The following is a 26,201-nucleotide window of genomic DNA, read 5'->3' as shown; positions in this document are numbered from 1 at the left end:
CTCCCAACGAGCAAAAAGCGGCACTCCTGCGCGACCTCGCCGATCGAGTGACCATCGACAGCGGCGCCACCCGGCTCAGTTGGAAGAAGCCGCATTCATTCCTGATGAGGCCAGCCCTGCTCGACCTGGCGCGGAAGAGCATACAAAGCGGAGGACGGGGGCGAGTTCTGAGTCGTCCAGTTGTGCTCCCCCGGTAGGACTCGAACCTACGACCAAGTGGTTAACAGCCACCTGCTCTACCGACTGAGCTACAGGGGAGTGTCGGTTTCTGCGACGCTCTGCACGCCGCGTCGGACAGCATTGGCCAAGCGGGGCGCACTGTCAAGCGGTCGTCTGTTAGCCGGTCGCGACCGGTGGTCAAAATGCTGGCGATGCTGGCAGCGGGCGTAATACCTGGATTATGGAAGCCGAAGTTGTTCGTAAGCGCATTCAGGCGCCGGCTGTAGCCTTGATCGCGCTTTTCAGTTTGTCTCTGCTAGTTCTGTTGCTCCTGGCAGCTCACTACTTCCGCGACGTCCTTGGCGAATTCTGGCAGCCGCCGGTAGACAATGAGCGCGAAGGCCTGGATACGCGGCGATCGTTTCCAGGCGAGTTGCTCTCGTCTTACCCCTTCGGCGCCTATTTGATCTTTGGCGTATGGTCTGTATTTTCAGCGCTGGCGCTGGTTGGCGCCGTGCAGATGTATCGAGGAAGAAGCTATGGTTTTGCGATGGTCAGCACTGTACTGGCCCTCTTGCCTTGCCTCTGGTCTTGCTCCGGCCTCGGTCTACCGTTCGGCATCTGGTCGTTGCTGGTGTTGCTGCGAGCGGAAACCAGGGAGTACTTCGGCCTGCGACCCAGGAGTCCCTCGGCATGAAACTGACAACAGCAGTTCTTCCCTTGCTGGCGACATGCCTCTTCGCATGTCAGTGGTTGCCGCAAACTGCTGCAGATCGGCCCGAACTTCCCGATCGCATTCGTGCACTGTGGCTTTCTCTGCCGCAATCTGTTTCACAGTGTTCGGACTATGACTATTTTCCGGACGGCGGTCTGCGCAACTTCGCCTGTCATCTGGCGACGCCGGCAATGTATGCTCAGCTGCAGCGCGAAGTTGGCCTCGCCGTTTTTCTGTCTGGCCCGCACAGCGCGGAGCGTTTGAATCTATCGTCGCGCAATAGCTTTGGGCATTACAATCCCCGGTTTGTGCGCTTCCTGCTGGCCCATGCTCTGCCGGCCGGCGAAGACCCGGCCTTTCGCAACGCTACGCAGCCAATCTGGGATTCGCAGGTGCGTTCGCTGGCGTTGAAGATGCTGGTCAGCTATCGTAAGCTACGACGCAATCCGCAGCTTCTGGAGCAGGAGAGCGCGCGCTTTCTGGCGCTGCTGCAGAACGGCCAGCTGCCGGAGGGCTACTACCAGCGCTATTTCTGGTTCATGAATCCTGAGTTTCAGCAGCGCATCGATCAGGGCGACGATTACTTCTATGACCATGGCTTCGACGGCGGTTGGGATGGTAACGTGATCAAAACCTGCACGGCCTTCTGGATTCGTCGGCACATCGACGGCACAGATCATCTGTTCTACCAGGGTCTGCGCCGTTCCTTTGAGATCTACGAGCCGCAGATGCTGGAAAGCGACGACTGAATTGCAGGCCCAAGGCCTGGAATTGCCTGCATCCGGAATTGTCGGAAGCTGAATTGTAAAAAGGCCTCCGGGAGCGCCTCGACCTGTGTCACAATCGCATCGATACGGTAAGTTCCGACAAAGTTGATTTTTATATGCTAAAATCGGCCCGCCAGGCCAGCGGCAGCCAGCTGCGGAATTTTTGTCATCGACCATGCACCTTCGCCTTCCAGCGCCGCAGGCGCTGACGCGCAAGCGCCGCTGTGCGCAGTACAGGGGAAGGCGAAGCTACACGGCAGCCAGCTGCGGAATTTTTTCATCGACCATGCACCCTCGCCTTCCCGCGCCGCAGGCGCTGACGCGCAAGCGTCGCTGTGCGTAGCACAGGGGAAGGCGAACCTGCACGGCAGCCAGCTGCGGACATGGATGTCCGCAGCTCCCTACTAAGGCGCTGACTCGTGCACGGGCGCAAGCAGGAGGGTTGCGCCCGTGCACAGATGGTTAGAAGATCTCTTCCAGCACGTAGAACATGTTGGTCGAAGTGCCAAAGTACATGCGCTTGCCGGAGATGACCGGCGCCGAAAGCAGCGCGCCCTGCAGTTCCATTTCCCACAATGTGGCGCCGGTCTTCGCCGACAGGCAGATCAGTTTTGGCGGCTGGGATACGACGCCGCTGGCATTGGGATCGTCGCCGTAGAGTCCAAAGTAGACGCGATCGCCGGCGACAGTAGGGGCGCTGGATGTGCCGTAATCAAATTCACGCGTCCAGGCGACTTCGCCGCTTTCGCGACGAAAGGCGCGCACCACGGTGTCGCCTGATGTATAGATCGCCAGGTCGCCCCACAGCGAGGGCGACATGTAGTCCAGCAGCTTGACGTGGCGCAAAAAGCTACTCTCGGCGCCGGGGGCCATGTGTCGGCCCCACTCAAATTCGCGCTCCTGCTTCCAGAGCGACTGGCCATTGCGACGGTCCAGCGCATAGAAACTCAAAAGCGGACCGCTGCCGGTCCAGAAGCTGCTGGCATAGTAGACGCGCTGTTCGTCGATCGCCGCAAAGCTGTACCACACCGGCGCGTCGATGGTAACATCGACGTCCCATAGAAAACGGCGCTGCTCGATGTCGTAGGCGCCAAATCCGCGGCCCAGCGGCGCCCAGTAGACCACGCCGTCGTAAACCTGAAAGGTATGATGCAGCCATACATAGTTGGGAATGCGATGCTGCAGCTTGCCGTCGGGTGAAAGAAAGAAGGTCCAGCCGGTGTCGCTGGTAAAGATCACCGTGTCCTTGTAGCGCAGGATCAAGGATTGCACGGTATTGCCCGTCTGGAAAGCCCAGCGCTGCGAACCATCCTGCGTATTTACGGCGTAGACATTGCCGTCGTTGGATCCAAAATAGACAGTGTCATCGTCTACAAAGGGCACCGAATTCACTTCGTTCTTCGTCTTGAAGATCCAGCGCATGTAGCCGGATTCGGAATCAAGCGCGTAGAAGTTTCCGTCGCTGGATCCAAAATAGATGACGTCGTCCTTCACCACCGGCGGATTGAAGGAGGTTGCACTATCGCCGCGAAATTGGAGGCGCAGCTTCCAGCGCTGTCCAAGCGGCGGGTAAAGCGAATTGCGCGTGGCGCCGGCGCCATTCTCGCCGCGAAAGACCACCCAGTCGCTCTGCTCCTCGCAGGCCGCAAAAAGCGGCAAGGCACAGAGCAGCGCCAGAGCGCAAGTTCGGGCGACGTCGCGCCGGCGACCAATCGCAGCATTGCCCATCAGTAGTACAGACTCCTCAGCGAAAAGACGCGTCGCAGCCAGGCCCAGAGGCCGCGGCGTTCCTTTTTTTCGATTTGATCGATGCCGCCGCGATAGGCCTGCTCATGCTTTTGCCAGAGTTGCTGGGCCTCGCCGGGCGCAAAGTTCTCACGAAAATTCAATTCGGTGTGCGTGCGACTCATTGCCTCGATCGGCGCAACCTGCTTTGCGTATTCCTGGGGCGTCTGGTGCGGCGCCTTGAGCGGATAGCCCTCGCGCGCCAGTTTCATCAAGGTGTAGGCCATGCGCGAGGCAAGTCCTGGACGACTGTGGCGGCGGCCGCGCAGGGCATGGTAAGACTCGCGCGTAACGCGAAATGTATACAGGCCAAAGAGCGCCAGTGCGGCAAGGATGCCAGCGGCGATGCCAGCCGTGCGCCATGGAAATTTGAACTCCTGCGGCGCAACCGGCTGCGGCTGTTCGTCGATCATTGGGATGATTACATCCTGATTGTTGGGATTGCCAGAGGCCGCTGGCGGAATGGCGTAGGCCGTGGTCTCGAGGTCGACCCAGCCATAGCCTGGCATGAAGACCTCCACCCACGCATGGTGGTGCGCTGTAGTCACCAGGTAGATGTGCTCCGGCGGATAGTTTTGCAGCGGTTTGATTTTCTTGATCAACTCGTAGGCGCCTCGAGCGTGCGCCTGGGTCTGCAAATCGCGAGCGGCAATGTAGCCGTGCACAACGCGCGCCGGCACGCCGGCCATGCGCAGTAAAATGGCCGCGCTGGCCGAAAACTCGGTGCAATCTCCCTTTTTGGTCTGCGTCAGGAATCTACGCAAGGCCGCAGGCGAGGCGTCCTCGGTGAATCCGCTCTCGTAGCGAAGCGCAGAAAAGCTTTTCAGGATTGCCTCGATGCGCTCAAAGTAGCCGTCCTTGCCGGCTACGGCGCGCTGCAGATGAGCGCGAAAGGCGCGTTCGGTTTCTGGATCCAGCTCCAGCTGCAGCTGATCGGCGTAGCGCTGGCGATCCTCCTCGCTGATGCGCGGGATGGTGCGCCAGTCCTCGGGCTGCGAAAGACTGATGCGCGAGACGGCCTTGTAGGACAGGTCAAAGGGATGATAGGCGGTATCCTGTACGGTAGGCAAGATCTCAAAGGGACGAAAGGCAAGCACCCGTTCCTTTAGAGAACTCAAGTAATAGATTTCCACCGGCTGGCGCTTATCGTCGCGGGATGTAATCTGATCCTTCCAGGTTTCCAGCAAACGCAGCGCCGCCAGGGCGTTGAGCGGCTCGCGCTCCGCCGGCGTCGCCGTAAAGCCCTGCTCTCGATCAAAATCGCCCAGATAGCTTTCCGCCGCATAGACTGGATCGACGGGGCTGGCAATGACCATCACCGCGCTTTGCTTGCCCTCGCCGCCGCCCTGCTGTTGAAAATTATTCCACTGGTCCTGAGGGACGCCCTCCAGGCGCGGCTGTTGCGACTGACCTTGTTGTTGCTGCTGTTGTTGCTGACCCTGGCCCTGACCTTGCCGCGGAACATAACCGCCGCCGCCGCCGCCATCGTCGCTTCCCTGCGAAGGATTCTGGTCGTTGAACTGCGGATTGCGCTGCTGTTGTCCGCCAGGTTGCTGTCCCTGACCGCCCTGCCCCTGCTGCGGTCTCCCTCCCTGCTGGCCCTGGCCGCCTTGCTGTCCCTGACCGCGCTGCTGCTGGCCCGGACGCTGTCCATCGGCGCCCTGTCCGCCGCGACCTTCGTCCGGCCGCTGCTCGCGCTCCTGACCCTCGCCCTGATCGCGGCCGCCATCCTGTAGTTCAGACGGATAGCGTTCCTGACGCTCGCCCAGCGGCAGTCCATTTTGCGTATCGCGACCGCCGCCCTGCCCTTGCTCGGGAAGCCCGCCGCTCGATGGCTCATCGCCGCCCAGCTCGCGCGGTTGCGGCGGCGGCTCCTCGCGCAGCTCATTCAGGGCGATCTCATTTTGCACAAAACTGCGCGGCAAGAAAATGGAAATCAACAACAGCGCCGGCAGCGCAATTCCCGTAAAAACAAAGAGCTCGCGACGCTTTTTTTCCCGCGATCGATCGGGAAAAGCCGCCAGATAAACCACAATGGAGTGCGCCAGAAAGCCAACGCCCAGCAGCGCGAAAATAATCTTGATGCGTACAAACAATTCCTCGGCCAGCTCCTCCGCCGATCGCGTGAAGCCCAGCAGCTTGTAAAAGACCAGGGCAAAGAGGAACAGCTCCAGCGCCGAAAGCCAGAGGAAGCGCCGACCGGCAAAGACAAAGAAAGTCCACAGATAGGCAAAAGCGCCGGCGGCGCTGAAAAAGAGCCAGGAGTAGAGGTCGTGATCCGAAATGAAGATGTCAAAGAACAGCAGTACGCCGGCGGCTACCGAGGGTCCCAGAAACCAGCGAAAGCGCGGCGGTCGCAAAAAATAGGCGATGCACATCATCGCCGGCGCCAGCACAAACCAGGCGGCGATGCCCACGTGGTCGTAGGGCACCGGCACCGCCGGCTGCATAATGATCGGCGCGGAAACGACCAGGCCGTAGAGCGCCAGACGCGTAAAGAAAAGCAGATTCTGTTGCATTCGCTCCATGACTGGCCTCCCTCAGAACAACAGCGTACGCAGCGGCTCCTCCAGCAGCGTTCCGCGTCCCGGCGAGCGCGCTGGCGAAACGGCGCCATTGCGACGAAAGATCCATGTTCCCGGCCAGCCAAGCCAGCGCTCCAGCGGCAAAAAACGCACCTCGCGCGGCTTGCTGCGGCCGCCGGTCGGCAATGCGGTGCGAAATACGTGGCAGAGGGCGCCGGGCGTCAGGGCCTGCTCCAGCGAGGGATCAAAGGGCGTGGTGAAGATGAACTTTTCCGCCGCCGTTGGCGCTTGATTCAACCTGGAACGGCTGGCAAAGTTGAGGGCGGAAAGGTCATGCGCCATGCGATCCAGATCGGCATCGCTCTCCACCAGATAGACCTCATCGCTGGTTACGATGCGGAACTGGTACTCCGGTCGCTCGCGACGCAGCACCTGAACGAAACTGAACATCCAGCTCTTAATATAATTGAGATGCATCAACTGTTCGGGCGCGTCGCGATCGCCGGCGGCGAAGTTGCGAAACTCGATGTGCAACAGACGCGACTCTTCGGGGCTGCGCGGGCTGATGCGCGTGATCAGCTCCTGGATGCGAAAGGAGGCCTTCCAGTTGATGTCCTTGAGCCGGTCGCCGGCCTGATATTCGCGCATGTAGTACTTTTCTTCATCCTGCTGGCGCGAGCGTCGACTGCTCTCAAAGGACGCGGTATTGCGCAGGGTAATGGCGGTCTTGCCGGGAAGCAAGGGCGGACGCACCGTAAATTCGCGCTCCTGCGGCAGGCCGGCGCCGGCGCGCGTCAATCCGAACACGTCCTTGATATAGAGCCGACCGCGCACCGCGGCGCGTCCGGCCAGCGGGAAGTAGAGCGGCATCAACAATCCGCCGGGCCGCGAACTGGCGGCTTCTTCATCCACCGGCAGCGAAGCGGCGCGGCCAACATGCAGTTGACCGGTGATTCGAAAATGAAATCGAAAAAAGTAATGCGGACGCGCGTCTCCAAGATGCACGGCCTGGCTGATGTCGTCCAGGCGCGCAAAGATGGCGCCGGAGGATTCCCAGACCGGCTCCAGTCGACTCAAACGAAAGGCCTGCAGACGGCCATCGAAGGCCAGCGCTGCCAGCAGCAGCAGCGCCAGCGCGCCCAGCACAAAGGCGTAGAGATTGTTGCGTGCAAATCCGCTGCCGCTCAGATAGAAGGCGACCAGCAGGAGCAAAGAGCCGGCGAAGGTAAAGGGATAGATGCGATCCATTGCGATGCGCAAGCTATTCCAGATCCTCCGCATTGCATTCATGGCGCTTATGTGCCGTTCAGGCCCGAACTTCTTTGAGGATACGCGCCAGGGCGTCCTGCGGGCTGAGCGCCGGGTCTTCCAGTTCCAGGCGGTGGCAGAGGGTGGCCGGCGCAATCTCTTTGACCAGATCGATTGTCGCGTAGTTCATGCCGCGTACCAGCGCCAGGGCGCGCACAATGCGCGCCAGCTTGATGCCTGAACGCGGACTGCAGCCGGTAATAATTCCGGGATAGCCGCGCGTCTTGCGCACCAGTTGCACAATGTAACGAATCACATCGTTGTTGATGGTCACCGAATCGACCAGTTTCTGCCAGGCCATCAACTCATTGACGTCGGCGACGGCGGCAAAGCCCGTCCAGCTATCTTCCTGTCCGTGCTTCTTGACAATGTTGATCTCTTCTTCTTCCGGAGGATAGCCCATGGAAAGCTGAACCATGAAGCGGTCCAGCTGCGGCGCTGGCAGCGGAAAGAGATGCTGCCCGCGCAGGTTCATCGTTGAAATAATGAAAAAGGGGTCCGGCAGATGATAGGTGCGACCCTCGATGCTGACCACCTGCTCTTCCATTGCCTGAAAGAAGGAGCCCTGGGTCTTTGGCGTCAGCAGATTGATCTCGTCGCAGAGCACAAAGTGAGCAAAGAGCGGACCACGGTTGAACAGATACTGATTTGAATTCAGATCGAAGCGATTGAAGCCCAGAATATCCTGAGGAAGGAGGTCCACCGTACACTGGATGCGCGAGAAGTAGTCGATGGAAACGCCTTCGCTGGTGGTCTCGCTTTTGGGCCACTGGATTGATCCGGCCAGCGCCCGCGCCAGCGAGGTCTTGCCCACGCCGTGCGAATCGGCCAGCATGACATGTCCGCCGGCAATCTTGGCCGCCAGAATGTATTCCAGCTTGCGCACATCAATGGTGATGACTTTGCGGATGTTTTCTACTACGCGCTTGATTCCATCGCTGGCCACGCGGAAGTAAGAAGGGTCTACGGCGGTCGAGCCGGCTTTTGCGTCCATCAGCATCCTCTACGGTTCGGGCCAACCCCGGAAAAGGCCGGCAATACGGCATCGCCGCGCGCTTGCCTGGCGGCAACCTGTTTCAATCGCCCGCGCAGCGGCGCGCAGGACAATGACGGCTGCAGGCCAGCGCTCAGGTCAGAAAAGTCAGGCCTTGCGCGCCGCCAGGTCCGCTTCGCGACGACGACGAAACTGCAGCTCTTCGGCAACCTGACGCATCGCGACCCGAAAATCGCGCAGCGCATCTTCAAATTCGGCCAGGCTGCGCACGCGACTGTGCGGATTCAGTTCGCGATTGGCGCCTGGCGAAAGCAGGCGCTCCAGTTCCTCGATGCTCTCCTGCTTGCGGCGATCGGAAAGGCGCGCACGCAAGGCGGCCTCTGCGCCTGGCGCAGCGTGCGCAAGGCCATGGGCCAGGATATTGGGCGAGATATGCATCAGCAATTGATCGAGATCGCCGCCGGACCACTCCGCCGCTTCATCCAGCGCCGGCAATTGATCGGGATCGCCGGCAGGGCCCGCTCCGCTCAGTCGGCGAAACAACGCAATGCTGTGTTCGCCGGGCCGTTCGGCGCGCCGAAAAAACTCGGCGAGGTCCTTGCCCTCCAGAGCCCGGCAAAGGGCTAATTCGCTCATGCGCAAGAGCCCCTGCACACGACCATCCTTTTCAAGCAAGAAGGGTTCGGTGTTGATCAGAAGATTCAGACCCTCCGCTTCCAGTCGAAAGAGTCCGGGATTCGATTTGGTGAGCGTGTATTGTGGCGTCTTCTTGATTTCGCCGGAGGCGCGAGAGCGCGTTTGCAGCAGGCGAGCGAGGCGTTCGCGCACCCGTCGCAAAGCAAGGTCAAGACGCTCATCGGCAGGCGCCAGCGGCGCAGGCGCATCCTTGCGAGGACGGCGCTGGAAAAGTCTGGAAAAGAAGGACACGCTCCGAGGCTGACCCTGAGCCAGCGCCAGGCAATTACTTCATTTTGTACTTTTTCTTGAAGCGATCGACGCGGCCGGCGGCATCGACGATCTTCTGCTGCCCGGTGTAGAAGGGATGGCAGCTGGCGCAGATTTCCACCTGCAAGTCGCCCTTGGTGGAGCGGGTCTTGTATTCAGCCCCGCAGGCGCAGCGGATGGTCGCTTCTTTGTACTCGGGGTGGATGGCTGCTTTCATAGGAAAGAACAGGAAAACAAGGCCGGGGCCGGGCGTCGACTCTTTTGAGCGCCAAAGACCGGCCTGCCCCTGGACGCGGCCGACGGCAATAGCGCCGCCGGCCGTGGCCATCCGCAGCGGGCCCTCAGACGCTGGGCACGTTCATGCTGGCCAGAAAATCGGCGTTGGTCTTGGTTCCGCGCATACGATCCAGCAGCAGCTCCATGGCCTCCGTCGGCGACATCGGCGAGAGCGCCTTGCGCAGCACAAAGACCTTGTTCAGAACTTCCGGTTCGAGCAACAGCTCCTCTTTGCGCGTGCCGGACTTGTTCAGATCGATTGCCGGATAGATGCGCTTGTCCGCCAGACGGCGGTCGAGGTGGATCTCCATGTTGCCGGTGCCCTTGAATTCCTCAAAAATCACCTCGTCCATTTTGGAGCCGGTATCGATCAGCGCCGTAGCAATGATCGTCAGCGATCCGCCGTGCTCAATGTTGCGCGCGGCGCCAAAGAAGCGCTTGGGCTTATGCAGTGCGTTGGAGTCCACGCCGCCGGAAAGAATCTTGCCGGAGGTGGGGATTACCTGGTTGTAGGCGCGGGCCAGACGGGTAATCGAATCGAGCAGGATCACCACGTCGCGGCCGTGCTCCACCTGGCGCTTGGCCTTCTCGATGACCATCTCCGCCACCTGGACGTGGCGCGAGGCCGGTTCGTCGAAGGTTGAGCTGACCACCTCGCCGCGCACGTTGCGCGCCATGTCGGTCACCTCTTCCGGACGCTCATCAATCAGGAGCACCATCAGGATTACATCGGGACTGTTGGCGGTGATGGCGTTGGCAATGTTCTGCATCAGGATCGTCTTGCCGACGCGCGGCGGCGCAACGATCAGTCCGCGCTGGCCCTTGCCGATGGGCGTAAGCAGATCAATGACGCGGGTATCCAGCTGTCCCGGATTCCACTCCATGCGCAGGCGATCGTCGGGATAGAGCGGCGTCAGGTTATCGAACAGAATGCGTTTGTGGGCTACGTCCGGCGATTCGCCGTTGATCGTATCCACGCGCAGCATGGCGAAGAAGCGTTCCGATTCCTTGGGCGGACGGATCTGTCCGGTGATGGTATCGCCGGTGCGCAGTCCAAAGAGTCGAATCTGCGAGGGACTTACATAGATATCATCCGGGCCTGGCAGGTAGTTGTAGTCCGGGCTGCGCAGAAAGCCGTAGCCCTCGGACAACTTCTCCATAACGCCGGCGGCAAAGACGGCGCCATTCATCTCCGCCTGCTTGCGCAGAATTTCGAAAATGAGATTCTGCTTCTTCATCGCCGACGCTTCGGCGCAGCCCATGGCCTCGGCCATGGAAGTCAGGTCTTCGATCGGCTTGCGCTTCAGTTCGGTTAGATCGATGGGCGGCGGCGGCGGCGCATTGGGATCGCGAGGCTCGCGCGGTTCGCTGCGCTCGCGCAATTCGCGCGGAACTCCGGGGCCGGGCAGACGACGATTGCCGTCGCGATCGCCGCGGTCGCGGTCGCGATGGTCGCGCCGTCCGCGACGATGACGTCCGCCGCGGCTATCGCCATTGTGGCTGGCGCCATTACCGACTTCCGGCGCAATTTCCGCCGACGTATCCTCAGCATCATCCTGTCGGTCATCTACTTGCGATTCTTCGCTTTGCACGTCGCGATTCCTGGATCCCTTGCGGACTGCCATGTTTTCTCCTCTGGTGCGCGCTGCGGCGCGGTGTGAAACGGGAATGTTTGATTCAGTTTGGGGAAGATTCAGCGCTGCCGGCGCGGAAAGCGGCGACCTGCTTATTCAAACGACTTACTCGAACAAATTTGCGATTGAAATGGATTGCGGCCGGATGGCAGGCGAATCTGCCGCCATTGCAATGATAAATGCAAAGATGTCAATGACATTTGTCGGAAAAGTAACGCGCCAGACCAGGCGCTTCATCTAGAAGCGAACAAAAGCTCGCGGATTCACCGGACGATCGTTCTTGATCACTTCAAAGTGCAGGTGCGGTCCGGTAGAACGTCCGGTATTTCCGGACACGCCGATTACGGCGCCGGCCGCCACAAATTGACCGGCGCGTACGCTCAGTCGGCTGAGGTGTGCATAGAGCGTCTTGTAGCCGCCCTCATGCCGAATCAGAACGACGTTGCCGTAGCCGCCCAGGCTGCCCACATACATCACCTGACCTTCGCGCGCCGCGCGCACCGAAGCGTAAGCGATGCCAATATCGATGCCGGAATGCAGCGACCAGTTGCCAAGCAGCGGATCGCGGCGATAGCCAAAGCCGCTGGTCAAACGACCCCAGGCAGGCTTGAACCAGATCGGCGGAGGCGTAGGAATACGTGCGTTGGGCAGAAAGATGCGCGCGCCCGGCTCGATCATGTCCAGATCGCCCAGCTCGGCGTTGTCAGCAATGATGTCTTCCAGTTTCACCTGGTAGCGTTGAGCAATATCTGCCAGACGATCGCCGGCCTTGAACTTGTAGAGCAAGCCTGGACGATCCGGAATCAGCAGCTTCTGGCCTGGCTTGAGCGCAGCGCCAGCGTCCAGACCGCTGGAGACTGCAACCAGAGCGGCCGGCACACGATAACGAATGGCAACCGAGGACAGGGTGTCGCCGGCGCGCACGGTATACTCAATCAACTTGACCTGACCGCTTTGACGGCTGCGCTCTTCTTCGATGTGCAGCAGACGGGCCTTCACCTCTTCCGTACGCTGCTCCAGCTCCTGGTAGCGTCCCTCGGCTTCCAGCTTCTGCAGCTCGCTGATGTCGGCGATGGGATCAGCCTGTCCGGCGCTGGCCACAATGTTAAAGAAAAGAAAACCAATTCCAGCCAGGGCCAGAGCGCCCAGCAGCCCGCGACGATGGCTGCGTTTGAAGAGCTCGACGCGGCCAACGATGGGGAACCGCCGTCCGGGAAAGGAGTAGAGGAAGGCGCCCCCGCCCAGATGCATCAATGAGACGCGCCCCTGCAGATTCAGGATGCGGCGACCTTGCTTGTTCTTAAAACGACGCTGGTACATGGCCGATCAGGCGGCGAGGCCCCTCTTGTATCCTCGGAAGCTATGGAAGGCGGACACAGGCTTTTTCCGGTTCCTTATTTCTCGGGCAGGCTTTTCAGGCCGCCGTACGATTCCTCGATCACCTTTTTCACGTCCTTTTTCTGGCCGCCGGTGATATTGATCTGACCCTGGGCGACAACGCCCGGCTGGATATAGAGCGTGGGCGCATTGATATCGCCCAGCAGTTTGCCTGACTTTTCCAGGCGGACTTCGTTTTCGGCGGCGATATTGCCAATCATGGTTCCGGCAATGACCACGTCTTTGGCGGCTATGTTGGTTTTGACTTTGCCCGTTTCACCGACTACCAGGGCGTCCTCAGTCTTGATTTCGCCCTCAAACTTGCCGTCGATTTTCAGCGAGCCAGAGATGTAGAATTTGCCCTCGAAAATGGAGCCAGGGCCGATGACGCTGTTCATCTGGTCGCTTTTGATCGCCATGAAGGGCATAGGGCGGCCCGGGGCGCATGGGCGGCAAATCCTTTTTGTCCGTCGGCCGGGCCGACGAATTTGCCGCTCGCTCCCGGGGACAGGGTTGCAAAAAAATGCTCGTTTGTTCGTGTTTTTCGCGACCGGCAAGCGGCAGCTCAGCCGTTATTTTTGCTGGCTTCGCGACCTTCCCTGACAAGGCTGACCGCTCGACGCGGGGGCCGGGAATGGGTGCAAGCTCTAAGAAACACTTCGATTGGTACCGGGGCCTGGAATACATCGGCCTTGCGGTCTTTCTCTCGGCCAACCTGCTGACCTTCTATCTGGCGACGGCCGCCGGCTGGAGCCAGCGTGGAATCTGGTGGCAGGCGCCGCTGGCGTTGTTTCTGGGCTGGATTGGCGCCGATTTTTTGGTCGGACTGGTACACTGGCTCTTCGACAACTATTTCAACGAACGCACTCTGTTTTTTGGCCCGCGGGTGGTGCAGCCTTTTCGCTCGCACCACAGCGATCCCACAGACATCACGCGGCACTCGCTTGGCGAATTGCTGGGCAACTCGGCGATCCTTGGAACGCCCCTGCAGTTCCTGCTGGCCTGGGAAGCGGAATCGAATCCAGCGCTGGTCCTGGGCTGCAATTGTATGGCTTTCTTTGGCGTTTGCGCCAACGTCTTTCACAGCTGGTCGCATACCAAAGGAATCTCCGGCTGGCGCCGACTCCTGCAACGTTCGGGCCTTGTGCTCGAAGCAGAGAACCATGATGTGCACCACACGGCGCCGCACGACAGCTATTACTGCGTTTGTTCAGGATTCATGAATCCAATCCTCGGCTGGCTGCATTTTTTTCCAATGGTTGAATGGATCATTGAGCGAGTTACTGGCATCGCGCCGATGCACCGACGCGGGGCAGCCGACACGGCGACGGTCAATCAGACGCCCTGAACGCCGGCCGATTGGTTCAGCTCGGCGATTCGCTTAACGCTGGTAGTCCGGCGGCAGGTCGAGCGGACGTCGGCGGCCGTCCTGCAGCGTCTGTGAAAGCAGCTCCATATTGCGTCGGGCGCGCATGCTCTGCTCGGCGCGTCCGCTGGCGATGATCTCGCGCAGCACCGACTGCGCCTCGCGGTACTGCTGGCGACGCACCAGCGCCATAGCTCGCTCTTCAAGCAACGCCGGCAAATCCAGACTGTCCAATCTGCTCTTCAAGAAGCCAATGCGTTCGCGAATCGCTGGCTGATCAATGCGCACCAATCGGTAGTATTCGCGTTCCATGGCCTCGTCTTCGCGCGAAAGCAACTGACGCTTGATTTCGAAAATTCGCCGCTCCAGAGCGACCAGTGCATCGCGCTCCTTCTGCCAGTCTGCGCGCAGGCGCTCAAAGACGGCCCGCGCGTTGTCGAGGGCCGCTTCCTCCGCCGCGCTACGTTGCCAGCGGCGCTGGATCGCAGCCAGATTGCGCTGCATACGGTATTCGCCGGATCGCAGGTCGCTGCGCATGCGCAAGTCATCGGTCTGCGATTCTCGCGCCGCTGATTGGGCGCTCAAGCGCGAGTATTGCGCGGCAGCCTCTTCATAGCAGCCAACGCGCCGAAAGCAAAGGTCGGCCAGCTCCAGCGACATCTCATCGCGTCGCTTTTCGTCCTGACTCATCTGGAGAAATTCACGGTAGGCCTGAACGGCGCGAATGTAGTTGCGCGCATCGGTGTAGAGACCGGCCAGTCGGACATAGTGCTCCGGCAGGTTATCTGGCGCAGCCGGCTGCGCCCGGGCCAGCTGCAGGTAGCGCTCCTGGTAAGCGATGGCTTGCTCTACCAGACGGCTGGAGCGGCACTCCTCAGTCATCAGATCAAGATACTTCAGGTTCTCAGGATCAATCACCAGCGCCAGCTCCAGAAACATTCGATAGCCGACAAAGTTGGTGAAGGTCGTGCGTTCTTCGCCCAGCTGGTTTCCGGCGCCGCGGTAGTAGCTGGAGCGATTGAGGATACGCTGCAGCGTTCGATTGTCGCTTTCCAGTCGGCGGGCAAGCAGAGCAAGATGGTAGGCGACCAGCCCCTCGCGCTCGCTCTTGGCGCGGTGGTAGGCGGCATAGGGACCAAGTCGAATCTGCTCCAGCGCAGCCTGCGCCGCCTGCAGACGCGTCTGAAGCGCGTCGCGGCTTGCGCGCGCCGCTGCCGGATCGCCGGCGCGACCGCGTAGCTGAGCTGACTCGCTGACAAAGATAGCGCGCTCCGCGGCCTGTAGATCAAGCTGCAACTGCAGGTACGCCTGTAACAGGGGACGCACTTGCTGTCCGGCGGCGCGCTCGGCGGGATCGGCGATTTGCGCCAGGCGATCCGGATCGCCAAAGGTGCGCGCCATCAGCTGGTACCGCTGGTCTTGTTGCTGCGCATCGGGCGCTGCCTCCCAGGGCTGTTCGCGACCGCTGAAACGCAAAGCCATCAGATATTCGGCCAGAGACTGCTCGGGGTCATCCTGCACCTCGTAGACCCGCGCCAGAATGACATGCAGTCGAAACAGGTAGGGATACTCGCCCAGGAACTGGATCTGTCCGTACTTGCGCGACTGTAAAAGAGCGATCAGGCGCGCGATGTCCTCGTCCATATCCTGAACGCCGCGCGCCGCACGATTGCGTTCGTCCTGGATCAAGCGATCGCGAACAAATTGTCCGGTATAGAGCTGTACCTGAGCGCGGGCGCGCTCCGCAATGCCCGGCAGGTCGGGGTCCGGCTCATTGAGCTGGCGCTCCAGCTCATCAATGGCTGCAGGGTCGATCACGGCCTGAGGCGGCTGGTAGACGGCAGCGGTCTGCGCGCCAAGGCGAGCGGCAAGAAAGGCCGAGCCGCTCGCAAAGCACAGCGACGCCAGGGCCAGGCCGGCAGGCAGCCGCTTAAGGTTCTGGAGGCGCATGTTCTACTATCGGCCAACTGGCCCGGCGCCTGAGCCTTGCGCGGCCCTGACGGCAGCTTCAAATGAGTCCTAATTTTGATGCATCTGCTGCAGACTGGAATGATCGCCAAAGATCTTGCCGCTGCTGAGGGCCGCTTCCCTTCCGCGTAGATACTCATAGAGCAGAAGGGTGTTCATCAAAAGCAGCATGCGACGCGCCGGATCGGCGCTGGCGTTTCCGCGCTCATAGTTGGCTTCCGATCCCTTCATGCGCGCCTCCCACTGGCAAGCCAGCGTCTTTATTAGACGAAGAGAGGATCGCCTGGTCGTGGCGTATTTTTCTCGCCCAGCGCCGCCGTGGAGCTGCCGGCGACCTGGCCCACGCGCTGGCGAAAATCGTGCAAAATGTTCATGAAATAGATGTAGGCGTCGTAGGCCGTAGGATAAGGCCGAAAATAGGAGTGAACGCGGCCATCGTCGCGCTTCTTGATGCTCATATAATAGAAAAGATCCGCCACCTGCAGGAGCCGGAAGGCGCGCAGCAGACTGGGATCGCCGCTGGCCTTGACCGCTGATTCCAGATCATAGAGAGCGCGCACCGCCTCGCGCTGCATGCTGCAGCCAAGCCAGGCGGAAGCGTCGCGCTCGTTGTCCGCCCAGGAACTCCAGTGCTGCGCCGAGACCTCGCCTACAGCTGGCAACTCGGCTGCGGCCTCGCTGATGGTTCGAAAACGGAAGACTGGATTCTTGAGTGTCAGCGCCGGCAGGGCGCGCAGAAACTCAAAGATCCCGCTATCGGCCCACTGGTGCTCGCCAAAGGTCTCCATGTCCATAAACAGATTCAGACAATCGGCAGCGCCGGAATTGGCATGGAGCCAGCCGGCAAAGCGAGCGGCGGTCAGCGGATACTCCGCCCAGTCCTTTTGCGAAAAACGAAAGGCGATATCATCGCTCAGCCGGTAGTTGCGCAGCATCACTCTGGCGCCGGGCAGCCCCTCCACCGAGTAAACGTAGTTTGCGCTGCGCCAGCCCAGCAGCTGATCGGCGCCCTCGGCAATGGTAACCGGAAAGCCCATATTTGCCGCCTGACGGGCAAACTCGCTGCACCACAGCAGCTCCGTATTGCGCAGCGCAGTCGGTTTGAGGCCAAATTCGCGCTCTACCATTGCGCTGTGCTCTTCGACCTGTGCGCGAAATTCGCCCGGAGAAACCAGCGCCGCCAGCGAATGGTAGTAGGTCTCGGCCAGTATTTCAACGCCGCCGGCTGCGGCCAGAGCGCCGAAGGCATCCATTGTGTCGGGCGCCCACTGTTTGAGCTGCTCTACGAAAACCCCGGTCAGCGAGATGGTGAAGCGAAAATCTTTGCCAAGGTCTCGTTGCAGTTGCCGCAGAATTGCCAGCGTTGGCCGATAGCAGCGCAAATCGACGCGATGACTGATCTCGCGATTGCGGGCATCATCCAGGTAAAAAGGGCTGTGTCCAATTTCAAAAAAATTGTAAGGACGCAGACGCGGCGGCTGATGGGCTTCCAGATAAAGGCAAACCGCGGGCATGGATGCACCCTTGTCGCCGCCGGTCCGGGTCGCAGGCAACTTCATTTTTTCCAATGCTGTCAGGAACTCAAGGAAAGAGTTCGGAATCACTTGCGCCCCGCAAAGCTACGCAGCCGTGCTGACCCATTGACAGTCCGTACTATTGCCGGGGGCCAGATCTATGATCCACTATGAGTTGCAAGCAGGCAGTCCCTTTCCACGCGGACCGCGGTGGACGACGAATGGATTGAATCTTGCCGTCTATTCAGCGGAAGCGGAAGCGCTGGAGCTCTGCATTTACGAAAACGAGGCGGCCACGACCCCGGAATGGCGAGCCCTGATCCCATGGCGCACGCATGGCGTGTTCCATTGTGAAATCCTCGGCCTGCGTCCCGGCCGCTGCTACGGACTGCGCGCCCATGGCGCCTACGATCCTGCGCATGGACTGCGCTTCAACGCCGCCAAGCTGCTGCTTGATCCTTATGCGCGCGCTGTCGCTCGTTATGATGTGATCGACGACGCCCTCTTTGGTTACAGAAGATTTCACGCCGACGGCGACTTGCACCGCGACGATCGTGATAGCGGCGCCATCGCACCGCTGGGAGTTCTGATCGACGACCAGTTCGACTGGCAGGGAATGCAGCCGCCGCAGGTTCCCTGGGGCGACACGATCATCTACGAGGCCCATGTCAGCGGATTGACAATCCAGCACCCCGCGCTGCCGCCAGAGCAGCGCGGCTGTTATGCTGGATTGGGCCATCCGGCAATGATCGAGTATTTCAAATCGCTGTCGATTACCGCTGTCGAGTTGCTGCCCGTGCATCAGCACTTTACCGAGCCATTTCTGAGCTGGCGCAAACGCCGCAACTACTGGGGCTATTCAACTCTTGGCTTCTTTGCTCCGGACCGTCGCTTTGCCCGAAACGGCAGCAGCGCACAGGAGGCGGTGATCGAATTCAAAACCATGGTGCGCAACCTGCACAAGGCTGGCATCGAAGTGATACTGGATGTAGTCTACAATCACAGCTGCGAGGGCGACCAGCTGGGGCCCACGCTTTCCCTGCGCGGTCTGGATAATCGCAGCTACTATCATCTGCGACACGACACGCCGCGCTTCTACGCCGATCACACCGGCTGCGGCAACGCCCTGCGCATGAGTTCGCCGCCAATGTTGCAGCTGTGCATGGACAGCCTGCGCTACTGGGCGCGGGAGATGCAGATCGACGGCTTCCGCTTTGATCTGGCGACCACGATGCTGCGCGGCGACCATGGCGAGGCTTCGCCCTTCCTCCAAACCCTCGCCCAGGATCCGGAACTCAGTCGCTGCAAGATGATTGCCGAGCCCTGGGATCTTGGCCGCGACGGCCACCGTACCGGCCGCTTTCCGGCGCCCTGGTCGGAGTGGAATGACTCCTATCGCGACGGCGTGCGGCGCTTCTGGCGCCGCGACCGACAGAGTCTGGGCGGCTTTGTCACCCGCCTGGCCGGCTCCAGCGATCTGTTTGAATCCGGTCAGCGCCGCCCGCATGCCTCGGTGAATTTCATCTGCGCCCACGACGGCTTCACGCTTGCCGATCTGGTCTCCTACAATTCCAAACACAATGAGGCCAATGGCGAAGAAAACCGCGACGGCACGGAACACAATCTCAGCTGGAATTGTGGCGTGGAAGGTCCCAGCGATGATGCGCACATTCTCGAGCGTCGTCGCCGCAGCCTGCGCGGTCTGATTGCCAGCCTGGCCTTTTCGCTGGGAGCGCCCATGCTTGCCGCCGGCGACGAGCGCGGACGCAGCCAGCAGGGCAATAACAACGCCTACTGCCAGGACAATGAGATCTCATTTCTGGACTGGGATCCGGCCGCCTGCGATAGCGAACTGCTGCAATGGACGCGCCGTTGCTTCAAGTTGCGCAGACGTCTGCAACTCTATCGCGCTGACGCCTTCCTGCCGCCCGAGCCGGATTCCGCCAGCTCACACTGGATTTCGCTGCGCGGTGATCCGCTTTCAGAACGGGAGTGGAAGATGCCGCAGCTCTTTGCCTTTGGCGCTCTTTTTCCCGCGACTCAGAACGATCCCGAACTGTTGCTACTGTTCAATGCTGCGCGACGAAGGGCGCCCTTTCGGTTGCCGGGCGATCGCCAGTGGCTTGTATGCCTGGATAGCGCCGCGCCCAGCAATGGCGCTACGGCGCCCGCGGCGGACGGATTTTATCGCCTGGCAGGCTACAGCGTTGCAGCTTTGCTGGCCGGCGAGAGCGCTGCGGCGATCATCCAGGAGGTGAAGAGTGCCGGCACATAGCCTACGCTACCAGACGCAACTTGAGGCTCTGTCCTTTCTTACCGGACTGGAGCGTTGCTATGTTGATTTCTACGGGAACGTGATCCAGCTGGAAACGGAGACCTGTGCTGCGCTGCTGGCAGCGCTGGGCGCGCCTGCTTCCAGCGAACAGATCGCCGCACAATCAATCGCCAGTCTGCTGGAAGAACGGCTGCACCCGCCGGCCGTGGTGATCTGGATCGAAGAGGATAGCAGCTTCACTTTGCGGATTCCGGGTCTCTCACGCCGCGAATGGTCCAGCCCGAAACTGGAGCTGGAACTGATCGATTCCGTCGGACACACGCTCAGCGTCGCTGTAGAGGTTCAGGCGCTGCCAGACCAGGCCTGGATGTGGCGGCGCATCGAAAGCCGCGAACCGCCAGCGCTGCTGCAGGCCGCAGCCGACGATGCAACGGCCTTCCTGGAAGCGATGCGACGCCTGCATCCAGAAGCGACAATGATGCAGCTCCACGGTCGCCTGGCCTTGCAGCCTGATCTCTACCAGGCTCGCTTGCAGCTGAATGGGGAGACTCGACAATTTCGCGCACTGGCGGCGCCAGGACGTTGCCGTCGGCCCGCTGGATTTCAGGCGCCGCAGAATGGTCTGATGGCTCAATTGTATGCGCTGCGCAGCGAAGCAAATATGGGCATCGGCGACTTTACGGATGCTGCCGAGCTGGCCGCGCTCTCTGCGGCACAGGGCCTGCGAGCGCTGATGATTTCTCCAGTGCACGCTCTCTTTCCCGGTAATCCAGCGGCGCGCAGCCCCTACTCCCCTTCCAGCCGACTGTTCTTGAACATCCTGCATCTGAGGCCAGAGGAGCTGGTCGAATGGGATCTGGAGGAGAGCGCGCGGCAATGGCGCGGCTCTCCGGGCATGCAGGCCTGGCTGCAACGCGAGAAGCAAAGCGTGGAGATCGATTATCCGGCGGTGGCCGAAAAGAAAATGGAATTGCTGCGTCGATTGCATGAATGCTTCCGCAGCTCTCCCGCCAGCGCCGTTGTAGAGCGGCGGCAGAGTTTTGAGCAGTACCGCAAGGCAAGCCATGGCTCTTTGCAACGTCAGGCAACCTACGACGCGCTCTATGCCTATTTTGCGCGCGATCGTCGTTACGGCTTTCGACAGTGGCCCGCCGCCTACCAGCGGCCCGACGCCGAGGCGGTAGGCGCCTTCTCCGCACAGTATGCTGCGGAGATTGAGCTTTATGAGTACCTGCACTGGAATGCATCGTTGCAGTTTGAATCATGCGCCCGCCGCTGCAGCGAACAGGGTTCAGCCTTGATCGCCGATCTGGCCGTAGGCGTGGAGCCTGGCGGCGCTGATGTTTGGTCAAATCCAGATTGGTTCATCGACGGCGTCCATATTGGCGCGCCGCCCGATCCTTTTGCGGCGGAGGGCCAGAACTGGGGGCTGGCGCCGCTTTCGCCGCTGGCCCTGCGTCGCCAGTGCTGGCAGCCGGCCCTGGCTCTATTTCAAAACAACATGCCGCACCGCGGTTTTGCGCGCATCGATCACGTGATGGGCCTGGCCCGGCTGTATTGCACTCCGGCCGGCGAATCGGCGCGCGCCGGGGCCTACGTGCGCTACGACTTTGAGGCGATGCTGGCGGCGCTCAGTCTGGCCTGCGAGCGCCGCGAAGGCGGCGCAATCGGCGAAGACCTGGGCAATGCGCCAGACTGGCTGCGCGCTCGCCTGGTGCAGGCCGGCGTCTACTCCTGGAAGGTCTATTTCTTCGAACGCGCTGCCGATGGCGATTTTGCCAGTACACAGGACTACGCGCCTCGATCCGTTGCCACCTTGAATACGCACGATCTTGCTACACTGACTGGCTGGTGGACAGGGGACGATCTCGATGATCGACTGCGCCGCGGGTTGCTGAGTCCGGATCAGCACGAAGAGGAAAGACTGCAACGTAGCGACGAACGCGAACGCTTGCTGCGCAGTCTGGAACGCGAGGGTTTGCTGGACGAAGAGCGGCGGGCGCGCCTGGAGGATTGTGATCCTCATACTTTACTGCAGCTGGGCCTGGCCTTGCTGGCCAGATCGTCCTCCGAGCTGCGACTGATTTCGCTGCATGACCTGCTTTGCGAGGCCTTGCAGCCAAATCTGCCGGGCACGGTTGATCAGTATCCAAACTGGAAAATGCGTTACTCGAGCAGTGCAGCGGATGCGCTGCAGACGTCGGAGACAGTATTGCGCTTAAAGGAATTCAGCGAAAGCCGGGAACCCTCGGACGAATGACGGCCTGTTTCCCTGGGCCCGGGCCATAAAAAAAGCTCCGACCCGGAGGTCGGAGCTTTCAGAAGCCATGCTCTGATCGCGAAGATCAGACTGTTGCTTACCTGAGCAACTGCAGCACGGATTGTGGCCGCAAGTTGGCCTGGGCCAGCATCGCCGTTCCGGATTGAACGAGAATCTGGTTCTTGGTGAAGGCCACAGATTCTTCGGCCATGTCCGTATCGCGAATGCGAGACTCAGAGGCCTGTAGGTTTTCGTAAGCGACCATCAATCCCTTGGCGGTATGCTCGAGGCGATTGTAATATGCGCCAAGGTCTGCACGCTGCTTATTGATTCGCATCAATGCATCGTCCAGAACGCCGAGCGCTTCATTCGCGAACTCCGCTGTAGACAGGGTCAAAAGAGAACCGTCTGCGTGCTTCAGATTCAACGACTTGGCGGTCATCGTGGAGATGTACACGCGTTCGCGCTGATGCTGATTTGCGCCGACATGGAACCACATCGACGAGACGCGCGATCCGCGGGCAAAATCGCCTTGCAGCAGATTCATTTTATTGAATTCCGCCTGCGATGCGATGCGGTCGACTTCGTCGATGAGCTGAGAAACTTCCACCTGGATCATCTGGCGATCCTGGGCGGTGTAGATGCCGTTCGAGGATTGAACTCCCAGAACGCGAACTCGTTGCAGGATGTCAGCAACCTCTTGCAGATAGCCTTCCGTCGTCTGAATCAACGACATGCCATCTTCAGTGTTGCGGGCCGCCTGACGGAGACCGCGGATCTGAGCGCGCATCTTTTCGGATACGGCCAATCCCGAAGCGTCGTCGCCGGCGCGGTTGATCCGCATACCGGACGACAGTTTTTCCATGTTCCGATCAACGTCCCAATGCTGGAACTTCAGAACACGGTGCGAGTTAATCGCCGAAAGGTTATGGTTGATGATCATCCAGTTTCCTCCGTGAAACCGAGCTCACTCAATACGGGCGTCCATGCCCGTGCAGCCTGAGGCTACGTTTCATAATCGTGGAAAGGAGGCCTCGGTATGAGAGGGGGCGCCCATTTTTTGCCGCGCCGGTCGGCTTTTGCCGCTCGGCGGGAAGCGCAGATGGGAGCAGTTTTTTTCAGGCTTCGTCAAATTTTTCGCAGCGAGGCGTTAAGCTGCGAAGGCGCTACTTGAGCTTCCGGAATTGAGCCAGCGGATCGGCAATGAAGGAAATCTGAACGCCGAAGAATTCGTCCATTACCACCAGGCGGCCCCGGCCAAAAAAGCGATCGTTAACCAGCAGATCCACCTCATCGCCGACGTTCTTGTCCAGCTCGACAATCGATCCTTCGCCAAGCATCAACACGTCTTTGATGAACATCTGCGTGCGGCCAAGTTCTACGGTGAAGCGCAGCGATACATCAAGCAGCAGCTCTACGTTGTCGCTGCGGCCGCCGCCTTCGCCGCCGCCGGGGCTTGGGCCGCCCCCTCCCCCGCCACCGGGAGCTGCGGCGCGACGCGAAGGCGGCGGGCTAACAGCGCCGGCCAGCGCACTGAGGGCGTCGGCATCAAGGCCCATAGATGGAGAGTCTCCGCCGCCAAGCAGCGAATCAAGATTCAGGTCGCCCGCGCCGGAATCGCCGCCTCCGCCTGCGCCGCCGGAGGCCGGCGCATCGGGTGCAGGGGGGGCATCGCTCATTCCGAGCAGCTGATCTATCTCGTCCTGCGAGAGGCTTCCGCCGCTTTCCGCCATAGCTTGATTATCGACCGTGGCGCTGAGAGACCGATACAATACTGGAATGGCCGTACGCGCTCTGCCAGTCTGGCTTGCCGCAATTGGGGCAGCGACCAGAAATCTTGCTGCCAGGCTGTGGCATCGGCTCCGGGGCGCGGCGCTGCTGAGCATTCAGACGCTGCACTGGGGTCTCAGACAGCTTTTTGAGCGCGCCACAGACCGACCAACGCTGAGCATCACAGCGCCCGAAAATTTACGAATTCAGGGCGAGCGATGGCTGGGCGCAGCGCCGCTGCAATGGATCGCCCGGAGCAGCGAAGACGCCAGAAGCGTCACAGTGGCGGGACAGAGCGGCGACCTGCGCGCGGCGCCGGAGCGCTGGTTATTGGGAACGACCACCGCAATGGTGCAACGGGCGCTGCAGCGCGGATCCTGGCGCCAGCAGGGACGCCGACCGCCTGGCGCTGTTGAGCAGCTCGCGGCGCTATTCGACCCGCTGACGCTGAGCGCGGACTCTGGCGGCATGCTGCAGGCGGCAGCTCTGCTGCGCAGCTATGAACTGAGTCGAGGATTTCGACTGAGGCGCGCCGTTGCTTTTTCGCTGCAGTTAGGCGGCGCCCGGCTGGAAGAGCTGCTGCCGCCGCCGCTTTCCATTCCGCGCGTTGCCAGGCCAGATCAGCGTTTTCGCGCGTGGCTGACGCTGGCGCGCGACGGCGGAGAGTTACTACCAGGGGACGACAGCGCCGCCGAGCCAGGGGCCGAGAAGGCGGTTTGCTGGCTATTTCTGCCAGCCCTGTCGCTGCAGGGTAATGCGCTGCGCCCGGGCTACTACCTGCGCCCGCTTCCGCAGGCTACCAGCCCAAAGCCTGGCTTCAGCGCTCGCGGGCTGATCCTTCGGCTGGAGAATCCCGAGCGGCATCGCCTGGGTTTTTCTATGCTGGGCGGCGCTTCGCGGCGACGCAGTCCGCCCTCCTTTTTTTCCCGGGAGCTGTTCTTCTTTGCGCCGGACCTCGCCGAGGCTCGCCTGCGCAGCCTGCAATTTCAGCGAAGCGCTCCGCTGAATCGACTCTATCAGTTCACGCCGCCATCGCCGCAACAGGCCAGCCTTCTGAACCGCTGGCTGGCAGCCGCCGGCATTCCCGCGCCCCTGCAATGGGAATCACTGTGGTTTGCATCTTATCTGGACTTCCTGATTGTCTCCGCAGCGGAGCCTGCCCTCGCGGAGCAGGAAAGTCGAAGGCCGCCGGCCCGCCCCCGGCTTCCGGCCGGCGAATGATATTCGACATCATCGCCCAGCCCTTGATGATGGAGGCGTGAGCGACTTCTTCGAGACCATCGGCCAGGTCTGGCGCGGCGCAGTGCGCCTGGGCGAAACCGCCGGCGCTCTGGCCGGAACCGGATTGGAATGGCTGCTGGGCGATCGACCGCCGGCGCCTGCATTGTTGCGCAAGACCTTTGAACGTCTGGGCGCTACCTATATCAAGCTTGGCCAGTTCATTGCTTCGAGTCCATCGCTCTTCCCGCCCGAATACGTGAACGAGTTTCAGAAGTGCCTGGATCAGACCGCACCCATTCCCTTTCGAGTCGTGGAGCGCACGATTCAAGCAGAGCTGGGCCGTCCGCTGGCCGATTGCTTTGCCAGCATTGAACAAGAGCCGCTGGCCTCGGCCTCCATCGCTCAGGTCCACGCAGCGCGTCTGCACAATGGACTGGATGTGGTCCTCAAGGTGCAAAAGCCTGGAGTCTCCGACGTACTCAGCGCCGATTTGAACTTTCTCTATATCGCAGCTGCAATTCTGGAGCGGCTGGCGCCTGCTTTTGCACGGACCTCGCTTTCCGGCATCATTCAAGATGTTCAGGAAACCATGCTTCAAGAGTGCGATTTCCTGCTGGAGGCGCGCAACATTGAACTCTTTCGAGATTTTCTGGAACAGGCTGCTATTGATAGCGCCGCAGCGCCGCGCGTTTACCACGAATTCACAACCAGTCGCCTGCTGACCATGGAACGCTTTTTTGGTTCAGCATTGACCGATCTTGAGTCGCTGCGGCGCGTTTCGCCCAATCCAGAGGCCACGCTGATTTCTGCGCTCAATACGTGGTTTGCCAGCCTGACCATGTGCCAGTTCTTCCACGCCGACGTTCACGCCGGCAATCTTCTGGCGCTGGAGGATGGTCGCGTTGGGTTCATCGACTTTGGCATTGTCGGTCATATACGCCGCGAAACCTGGCTGGCCATGAATGATCTGATGCAGGCCATGAGCGCCGAGGACTACCGCGCAATGGCTGCGGCCCTGAGCGCAATCGGCGCCGCCGATGAGAAAGTCGATGTCGATCGCTTTGGCGCCGATCTGAAAGAAATGTTTTCTGGCCTGAACCGCATGGCGGAGGCGGCGCTGGCCAGCGGCATGCGCATGGCGCCCGACGAAGGCGAATTGAACCGCACCTTGATTCAGATGGTGGAGATTGGCGAGCGACACGGCATTCGCTTTCCCCGTGAATTTGCGCTGCTATTCAAACAAATTCTGTACTTCGATCGCTACATTCGCCTGCTGGCGCCAGAGATGGATCTCTTTGCCGACCCGCGCCTGGAGCGACTTCCACAGAGTCCCGGCTAGAGC

General features: G+C 60.6%; 22 protein-coding genes and 1 tRNA gene. 8 read left to right on the top strand and 15 right to left on the bottom strand.

The genetic code is table 11. The features are described 5' to 3' along the window. Nucleotides 1–197 (top strand): hypothetical protein (locus K1X75_03265; GenBank protein ID MBX7057059.1); only part of this gene is annotated, 197 nt, incomplete at its 5' end. Here K1X75_03265 and K1X75_03260 read toward each other — a convergent pair. Further along, nucleotides 186–258: transfer RNA gene (locus K1X75_03260), tRNA-Asn, on the bottom strand. The genes K1X75_03265 and K1X75_03260 overlap by 12 nt on opposite strands. 142 nt (nt 259–400) lie before the next feature. Here K1X75_03260 and K1X75_03255 point away from each other — a divergent pair. Both K1X75_03255 and K1X75_03250 read left to right on the top strand, forming a co-directional pair. After that, nucleotides 401–856, top strand: a complete 456-nt coding sequence (locus K1X75_03255) for a hypothetical protein (protein MBX7057058.1) — start codon at nt 401–403, stop codon at nt 854–856. Next, entirely contained in the window at nt 853–1,623 is a 771-nt protein-coding gene (locus K1X75_03250; GenBank protein MBX7057057.1) for a hypothetical protein, read from the top strand. The genes K1X75_03255 and K1X75_03250 overlap by 4 nt, the downstream gene beginning before the upstream one ends. Nucleotides 1,624–2,103: 480 nt before the next feature. Here K1X75_03250 and K1X75_03245 read toward each other — a convergent pair whose 3' ends face one another. The 9 genes from K1X75_03245 to K1X75_03205 all read right to left on the bottom strand — a co-directional run bounded on the left by K1X75_03245 (nt 2,104) and on the right by K1X75_03205 (nt 12,904). Next, a complete protein-coding gene (locus K1X75_03245; protein MBX7057056.1) occupies nt 2,104–3,369 on the bottom strand; it encodes a PQQ-like beta-propeller repeat protein in 1,266 nt (421 codons plus the stop codon). After that, a complete protein-coding gene (locus K1X75_03240) occupies nt 3,369–5,954 on the bottom strand; it encodes a hypothetical protein (GenBank protein MBX7057055.1) in 2,586 nt (861 codons plus the stop codon). Before K1X75_03240 ends, K1X75_03245 begins: the two co-directional genes overlap by 1 nt. Nucleotides 5,955–5,966: 12 nt before the next feature. Continuing rightward, complete coding sequence (locus K1X75_03235) at nt 5,967–7,241, bottom strand: DUF58 domain-containing protein (GenBank protein MBX7057054.1); 1,275 nt, start codon at nt 7,239–7,241, stop codon at nt 5,967–5,969. A 16-nt stretch (nt 7,242–7,257) separates the two neighbouring features. Continuing rightward, nucleotides 7,258–8,253, bottom strand: a complete 996-nt coding sequence (locus tag K1X75_03230) for a MoxR family ATPase (protein ID MBX7057053.1) — start codon at nt 8,251–8,253, stop codon at nt 7,258–7,260. A 147-nt stretch (nt 8,254–8,400) separates the two neighbouring features. Next, nucleotides 8,401–9,180: a hypothetical protein gene (locus tag K1X75_03225; protein MBX7057052.1), complete on the bottom strand. Its 780-nt coding sequence runs from the start codon at nt 9,178–9,180 to the stop codon at nt 8,401–8,403. Between the two features lie 34 nt (nt 9,181–9,214). Further along, complete coding sequence (rpmE, locus tag K1X75_03220; GenBank protein ID MBX7057051.1) at nt 9,215–9,415, bottom strand: 50S ribosomal protein L31; 201 nt, start codon at nt 9,413–9,415, stop codon at nt 9,215–9,217. 124 nt (nt 9,416–9,539) lie between these two features. Next, nucleotides 9,540–11,099, bottom strand: a complete 1,560-nt coding sequence (gene rho, locus K1X75_03215) for a transcription termination factor Rho (GenBank protein MBX7057050.1) — start codon at nt 11,097–11,099, stop codon at nt 9,540–9,542. 246 nt (nt 11,100–11,345) lie between these two features. Further along, on the bottom strand, nt 11,346–12,428 hold the full coding sequence (locus K1X75_03210) for a M23 family metallopeptidase (GenBank protein MBX7057049.1): 1,083 nt from the start codon (nt 12,426–12,428) through the stop codon (nt 11,346–11,348). A 74-nt stretch (nt 12,429–12,502) separates the two neighbouring features. Further along, a complete protein-coding gene (locus tag K1X75_03205) occupies nt 12,503–12,904 on the bottom strand; it encodes a polymer-forming cytoskeletal protein (protein MBX7057048.1) in 402 nt (133 codons plus the stop codon). Between the two features lie 215 nt (nt 12,905–13,119). Between K1X75_03205 and K1X75_03200 the strand changes: the two genes are divergently transcribed. Continuing rightward, the gene (locus K1X75_03200) at nt 13,120–13,833 is read left to right on the top strand and encodes a fatty acid desaturase family protein (GenBank protein MBX7057047.1); all 714 of its coding nucleotides are present in this window, start codon (nt 13,120–13,122) and stop codon (nt 13,831–13,833) included. A 33-nt stretch (nt 13,834–13,866) separates the two neighbouring features. Here K1X75_03200 and K1X75_03195 read toward each other — a convergent pair whose 3' ends face one another. The 3 genes from K1X75_03195 to K1X75_03185 all read right to left on the bottom strand — a co-directional run bounded on the left by K1X75_03195 (nt 13,867) and on the right by K1X75_03185 (nt 17,333). After that, the gene (locus tag K1X75_03195; GenBank protein MBX7057046.1) at nt 13,867–15,801 is read right to left on the bottom strand and encodes a hypothetical protein; all 1,935 of its coding nucleotides are present in this window, start codon (nt 15,799–15,801) and stop codon (nt 13,867–13,869) included. A gap of 69 nt (nt 15,802–15,870) precedes the next feature. After that, the gene (locus tag K1X75_03190; GenBank protein ID MBX7057045.1) at nt 15,871–16,050 is read right to left on the bottom strand and encodes a hypothetical protein; all 180 of its coding nucleotides are present in this window, start codon (nt 16,048–16,050) and stop codon (nt 15,871–15,873) included. A 32-nt stretch (nt 16,051–16,082) separates the two neighbouring features. Further along, on the bottom strand, nt 16,083–17,333 hold the full coding sequence (locus K1X75_03185; protein ID MBX7057044.1) for a glycoside hydrolase family 57 protein: 1,251 nt from the start codon (nt 17,331–17,333) through the stop codon (nt 16,083–16,085). A gap of 160 nt (nt 17,334–17,493) precedes the next feature. On the opposite strand from K1X75_03185, the gene glgX reads away from it, so the two are divergent. Both glgX and malQ read left to right on the top strand, forming a co-directional pair. Beyond that, entirely contained in the window at nt 17,494–19,608 is a 2,115-nt protein-coding gene (gene glgX / locus K1X75_03180; GenBank protein ID MBX7057043.1) for a glycogen debranching protein GlgX, read from the top strand. Further along, nucleotides 19,595–21,868: a 4-alpha-glucanotransferase gene (gene malQ / locus K1X75_03175; protein ID MBX7057042.1), complete on the top strand. Its 2,274-nt coding sequence runs from the start codon at nt 19,595–19,597 to the stop codon at nt 21,866–21,868. The genes glgX and malQ overlap by 14 nt, the downstream gene beginning before the upstream one ends. A gap of 97 nt (nt 21,869–21,965) precedes the next feature. Here the strand turns inward: malQ and K1X75_03170 are convergent, their stop codons facing one another. Together K1X75_03170 and fliN are read right to left on the bottom strand one after the other, a co-directional pair. Continuing rightward, entirely contained in the window at nt 21,966–22,811 is an 846-nt protein-coding gene (locus K1X75_03170) for a flagellin (GenBank protein ID MBX7057041.1), read from the bottom strand. Nucleotides 22,812–23,034: 223 nt separating this feature from the next. Continuing rightward, nucleotides 23,035–23,601: a flagellar motor switch protein FliN gene (gene fliN, locus K1X75_03165; GenBank protein ID MBX7057040.1), complete on the bottom strand. Its 567-nt coding sequence runs from the start codon at nt 23,599–23,601 to the stop codon at nt 23,035–23,037. 46 nt (nt 23,602–23,647) lie between these two features. On the opposite strand from fliN, the gene K1X75_03160 reads away from it, so the two are divergent. Beyond that, nucleotides 23,648–24,859, top strand: a complete 1,212-nt coding sequence (locus tag K1X75_03160; GenBank protein MBX7057039.1) for a hypothetical protein — start codon at nt 23,648–23,650, stop codon at nt 24,857–24,859. 58 nt (nt 24,860–24,917) lie between these two features. After that, nucleotides 24,918–26,198, top strand: coding sequence for an AarF/ABC1/UbiB kinase family protein (locus K1X75_03155; protein ID MBX7057038.1), 1,281 nt, complete (start codon nt 24,918–24,920; stop codon nt 26,196–26,198). The last annotated feature ends 3 nt before the right edge of the window (nt 26,199–26,201 follow it).

It is taken from the genome of Leptospirales bacterium, from assembly GCA_019694655.1.
GTDB lineage: Bacteria > Spirochaetota > Leptospiria > Leptospirales > Leptonemataceae > SSF53.
Note: the sequence above shows the minus strand (reverse complement) of the source record. Positions and strands in the feature narration are given on the sequence as shown.

Bases quoted from the DNA above. Each gene is read 5' to 3' on its own strand.
- K1X75_03255 (MBX7057058.1), top strand. From the start codon at position 401: ATGGAAGCCGAAGTTGTTCGTAAGCGCATTCAGGCGCCGGCTGTAGCC.
- K1X75_03250 (MBX7057057.1), top strand. From the start codon at position 853: ATGAAACTGACAACAGCAGTTCTTCCCTTGCTGGCGACATGCCTCTTC.
- K1X75_03245 (MBX7057056.1), bottom strand. From the start codon at position 3,369: ATGGGCAATGCTGCGATTGGTCGCCGGCGCGACGTCGCCCGAACTTGC.
- K1X75_03240 (MBX7057055.1), bottom strand. From the start codon at position 5,954: ATGGAGCGAATGCAACAGAATCTGCTTTTCTTTACGCGTCTGGCGCTC.
- K1X75_03235 (MBX7057054.1), bottom strand. From the start codon at position 7,241: ATGAATGCAATGCGGAGGATCTGGAATAGCTTGCGCATCGCAATGGAT.
- K1X75_03230 (MBX7057053.1), bottom strand. From the start codon at position 8,253: ATGGACGCAAAAGCCGGCTCGACCGCCGTAGACCCTTCTTACTTCCGC.
- rpmE (MBX7057051.1), bottom strand. From the start codon at position 9,415: ATGAAAGCAGCCATCCACCCCGAGTACAAAGAAGCGACCATCCGCTGC.
- rho (MBX7057050.1), bottom strand. From the start codon at position 11,099: ATGGCAGTCCGCAAGGGATCCAGGAATCGCGACGTGCAAAGCGAAGAA.
- K1X75_03210 (MBX7057049.1), bottom strand. From the start codon at position 12,428: ATGTACCAGCGTCGTTTTAAGAACAAGCAAGGTCGCCGCATCCTGAAT.
- K1X75_03205 (MBX7057048.1), bottom strand. From the start codon at position 12,904: ATGGCGATCAAAAGCGACCAGATGAACAGCGTCATCGGCCCTGGCTCC.
- K1X75_03200 (MBX7057047.1), top strand. From the start codon at position 13,120: ATGGGTGCAAGCTCTAAGAAACACTTCGATTGGTACCGGGGCCTGGAA.
- K1X75_03195 (MBX7057046.1), bottom strand. From the start codon at position 15,801: ATGCGCCTCCAGAACCTTAAGCGGCTGCCTGCCGGCCTGGCCCTGGCG.
- K1X75_03190 (MBX7057045.1), bottom strand. From the start codon at position 16,050: ATGAAGGGATCGGAAGCCAACTATGAGCGCGGAAACGCCAGCGCCGAT.
- K1X75_03185 (MBX7057044.1), bottom strand. From the start codon at position 17,333: ATGCCCGCGGTTTGCCTTTATCTGGAAGCCCATCAGCCGCCGCGTCTG.
- glgX (MBX7057043.1), top strand. From the start codon at position 17,494: ATGATCCACTATGAGTTGCAAGCAGGCAGTCCCTTTCCACGCGGACCG.
- K1X75_03170 (MBX7057041.1), bottom strand. From the start codon at position 22,811: ATGATCATCAACCATAACCTTTCGGCGATTAACTCGCACCGTGTTCTG.
- fliN (MBX7057040.1), bottom strand. From the start codon at position 23,601: ATGGCGGAAAGCGGCGGAAGCCTCTCGCAGGACGAGATAGATCAGCTG.
- K1X75_03160 (MBX7057039.1), top strand. From the start codon at position 23,648: ATGGCCGTACGCGCTCTGCCAGTCTGGCTTGCCGCAATTGGGGCAGCG.